4 protein-coding genes and 1 pseudogene are annotated in these 3,809 nt (G+C 77.2%); 1 reads left to right on the top strand and 4 read right to left on the bottom strand.

The window, feature by feature from the left end; all coding sequences use genetic code 11:
* Positions 1 to 575: pseudogene (locus tag GTR00_RS16285) on the top strand (hypothetical protein); the annotation flags it as partial.
* 77 nt (positions 576 to 652) lie between these two features.
* Here GTR00_RS16285 and GTR00_RS16280 read toward each other — a convergent pair.
* The 4 genes from GTR00_RS16280 to GTR00_RS16265 form a co-directional block, all read right to left on the bottom strand.
* Positions 653 to 946, bottom strand: coding sequence for a hypothetical protein (locus GTR00_RS16280; RefSeq protein WP_166612637.1), 294 nt, complete (start codon positions 944 to 946; stop codon positions 653 to 655).
* Positions 943 to 1,311, bottom strand: a complete 369-nt coding sequence (locus tag GTR00_RS25110; RefSeq protein ID WP_166612636.1) for a WhiB family transcriptional regulator — start codon at positions 1,309 to 1,311, stop codon at positions 943 to 945. The genes GTR00_RS16280 and GTR00_RS25110 overlap by 4 nt, the downstream gene beginning before the upstream one ends.
* A 112-nt stretch (positions 1,312 to 1,423) precedes the next feature.
* Positions 1,424 to 1,696: a hypothetical protein gene (locus GTR00_RS16270; RefSeq protein WP_166612635.1), complete on the bottom strand. Its 273-nt coding sequence runs from the start codon at positions 1,694 to 1,696 to the stop codon at positions 1,424 to 1,426.
* A gap of 178 nt (positions 1,697 to 1,874) precedes the next feature.
* Positions 1,875 to 3,809 (bottom strand): ATP-dependent DNA helicase UvrD2 (locus GTR00_RS16265; RefSeq protein WP_166612634.1); only part of this gene is annotated, 1,935 nt, incomplete at its 5' end.

The following is a 3,809-nucleotide window of genomic DNA, read 5'->3' as shown; positions in this document are numbered from 1 at the left end:
GCCCGGTGACGGCCGCGGACGCGGCGGTGCCGGGCGCGGACCCGCAGGAGCTGGGCCGCCCGCGCGGTGCGGTCGCCCAGCACCGCGCGCGGCGCCTGGCGGAACGGCTGCGGCCGGGCGCGGCCGCTCCTGCGCCCCGGCACGCCGACGTGGTCGTGCTGGTGGACCACCACGCCGCCGACGCGGTGGCCGCGGACGGCCTGGTGGCCGAGGGCGTGCCGCACCTGTCGGTGGTGCTGCGCGACACCGACGCGCTCGTGGGGCCGCTGGTGCTGCCGGGCACGACGCCGTGCCTGCGGTGCCTGGACCTGCACCGCACCGACGCCGACCCCGGCTGGCCCGGGGTGCTCGACCGCTTCAGCCGCGGGGGTGCGGCGGGCGTGGAGGAGGCGGCGACGGCGTCCGCGGTGGCCGGGCTCGCCGCGCTGCAGGTGCTGACGCACCTGGACGGCGGGCGGCCGGCCGCGCTCGGCGCGACGCTGGAGCTGCTGCTGCCCGAGGCGCTGGTGCAGCAGCGGCGCTGGTCCGCGCACCCGCAGTGCGGGTGCCTGGACCTGCCGGTCGACGCCGGCTGACGCACCGGCTCGGGCGCGTCCCGCGGTGGACCCGCCCGCCGCTGGGGCGGGCGGGTCCACCGCGGTGGTGGCCCGCCTCAGGCGGGGACCACCGGGCCGCCGACGGAGACGGCCGCCGCGAGGGCGGCGTCGGCGCGCTCGGCCAGGCGCTCGGCCCGGCGCGCGGCGACCTCCGCGCGCCGGCGGGCCCGCAGGGCGCGCACGACGCGGGCGCGCTCGGCGCTGCGGTGCGCCTCGGCCAGGCGTTCTCGGTACAGGGCTTCCTCGACGTACGACACTTCGTCCCTCCGGGGGATCGCGGTTGCTCGTGCGGTGCTGGTGGGGGCGGTGCCGCCCCGGGTGGTGCTCGCGGTGGTGCCGGTGGTGCTCACGCGGCGACGGGGTGCTTGCGCGGACGGCCGCGGGGGCGCTTGCGGGGCACGACGACCCCGGCCAGGACGAGCTGGCCGCCCCACACGCCCCACGGCTCACCGCGCTCCAGAGCGCCTGCGAGGCAAGCGCTCTGCAGCGGGCAGTCGCTGCACAGCGACTTGGCCAGCTCCACGTCGTCCGGCGACTCGGCGAACCAGAGCTCGGAGTCGTAGCGGCGGCAGGGCAGGGGGTCGGTCGCGGGGCGGCGCTGCACGCCGCTCACCTCCTCGTCTCGAGCGGGCTGCGTCACGTGCTGCTGGTCGCGCCGGGCGTGCCGGCGGCGGAGCTGGTCGTCCTGACGGGTCGCGGTGGTGCGCACGGTCATCTCTCTGGGTTCTCTGCGAGGCGGTGGTACTGCCGGTGAGGAGAGCCCGCAGACGCAGAAAGGCCGCGGACCCGAGGTGTCGGGTTCCGCGGCCAGGAGAGCGCCGGTCTGCTTAGACCGGTGGACTCGTGGGCGTGGTCCCCGAGGACGGGACGGTGGTGCGAGGGGTGGAGCCGGCGGTGGTGCGCTCGCCGCCGCGGACGAGGTGGGCGTCCACGGCGCCGCGCAGGCGCGCGGCGACGGCGTCCAGGCGCACTCCACCCCTGGTCACGACCGGGGTGGAGGCGTGGCTGCGCTGCCAGGTGAGCGCGGAGCGGCGCAGGGCAGCGGGCGTCGCGTCGAACGCGGTGCGCATGTCGACGTTCGCGTACGTGGTGGTGTCCATCGCTGCTGCCCTCCCCTCCGCCGCCGGCGGTCGGCGCGGTGTCCCGCGCGCTGTCGTGATCCGACTGTAGGGGCACCCCCGCGGGCGCCACAACGCTTTTTTCCGCCCAGGGCGGAACGAGTTTCCCGTGACGTCTCAACCAGACCCGGAACCGTTGCGGTGCAACGGTTCCGGGTGCTCACTCCGCGGTCAGGACCGCCAGGACGTCCTCGCCGTACTTCTCCAGCTTCGCCGGGCCCACGCCGGGGATGCGGGCCAGCTCGCCGGTGTCCTGCGGCATGGCCTCGGCGATGGCGGTGAGCGTGGCGTCGGTGAACACCACGTACGCCGGCACCGACGCCGCCCGGCTGGTGCCGGCGCGCCACTCGCGCAGCCGCTCGTACACCGCCTCGTCGTAGCTGGACGGGCAGTCCGCGCAGCGGCCCAGCTTGCGCTCCACCGCCCCCGTCAGCGACGTCCCGCACACCCGGCACAGCACCGGGCCCGAGCGCCGCGCCGAGCGCTGCGCGGAGGTGCGCCCGCGCGCGCCGGGCCCGCCGGCGCTGTCCGGGCGCAGGTTGTCCAGGAACCGGGAGGGCTTGCGGGTGGCGCGGCCGCCGGGGGTGCGCGAGTTCGCCCAGGAGACGTGCACGGCCTCGCGGGCGCGGGTGACGCCCACGTACAGCAGCCGGCGCTCCTCCTCCACCTCGTCGGGGGTCTCCGCGAAGGAGATGGGCAGCAGCCCCTCGCTGACGCCCACGAGGTGCACGACGTCCCACTCCAGGCCCTTGGCGGCGTGGAAGGAGGCCAGGGTCACGCCGTCGACGGTGGGGGCGTGCTGGGCGGAGGCGCGCTCGGTGAGCTCCTCCACCAGGTCCGCCAGCTGCGCGCCGGGACGGGTGGCGGCCAGCTCGTCGGCCAGCACCACCAGCGCCTGCAGCGACTCCCAGCGCTCGCGCACCGCCCCGCCCGGGCTCGGCGGGCGCTCGGCCCACCCGGCGGAGGTGAGCACCGCGCGCGCCTCGGCGCCCAGGTCGTGCCCGGGCAGCGCCGCGCGCACCGCCCCGCGCAGCAGCACGACCGCGTCGCGGACCTCCTTGCGCGAGAAGAAGCGCTCCCCGCCGCGCACCACGTACCCCACGCCGGCGTCGGCCAGCGCCGACTCCAGCGCCTGGGACTGCCCGTTGGTGCGGAAGAGCACCGCGACGTCCTTGGCGCTGCGCCCGGCGCGCACCTCGGCCGCGATGCGCTCGGCCACGCCCGCGGCCTCGGCGACGTCGTCGTCGTAGGCGGTGAAGGTGGGCGCCGGGCCCGAGGGGCGCTGGGCGATGAGCTCCAGGCGGGCGCGGGCGTGGCGGCCGGAGGCCATCGACAGCACCGAGTTGGCCAGCGCCACGACCTCGGGGGTGGAGCGGTAGTCGCGCACCAGGCGCACCACGGTGGCGCCGGGGTGGCGGCGCGGGAAGTCCAGCAGGTGCTCGGGGGTGGCGCCGGCGAAGGAGTAGATCGTCTGGCTGGCGTCGCCGACGACGCACAGGTCCTCGCGCTCGCCCAGCCACAGGTCCAGCAGGCGCTGCTGCAGCGGGGAGACGTCCTGGTACTCGTCGACGACGAAGTGGCGGTACTGCTGGCGCACGGTGGCGGCCACCTCGGGGCGCTCGTCGAGGATGCCGGCCGTCAGCAGCAGCACGTCCTCGAAGTCGATGACGGCGCGGTCGGTCTTGACCTCCTCGTAGGTGCGCACCACCCGCGCCACCGTCGGCAGGTCCAGCCCGCCCGGCTCGCCGCGCCCGGCGCGGGTGGCCGCGGCGACGTAGTCGTCGGGGTCCACGAGCATGACCTTGGTCCACTCCACCTCGGCGGCGAGGTCGCGCACCCGCGCGCGGTCCGAGGGCAGCCGCAGCCGGTTGCACGCGTCGGCGACCAGGGGCGCCTTGTGCTCGGCGAGGTTGGGCAGGGTGCCGCCGATCGCCTGCGGCCAGAAGAACTGCAGCTGGCGCAGCGCCGCCGCGTGGAAGGTGCGCGCCTGCACGCCCGCCACCCCCAGCTCGCGCAGCCGGGTGCGCATCTCCCCCGCCGCGCGCGCCGTGAAGGTCACCGCCAGCACCCGGTTGGGCACGTAGGCGCCCGAGTG

It is taken from the genome of Kineococcus indalonis (assembly GCF_009906395.1).
Taxonomy (GTDB): domain Bacteria; phylum Actinomycetota; class Actinomycetes; order Actinomycetales; family Kineococcaceae; genus Kineococcus; species Kineococcus indalonis.
Note: the sequence above shows the minus strand (reverse complement) of the source record. Positions and strands in the feature narration are given on the sequence as shown.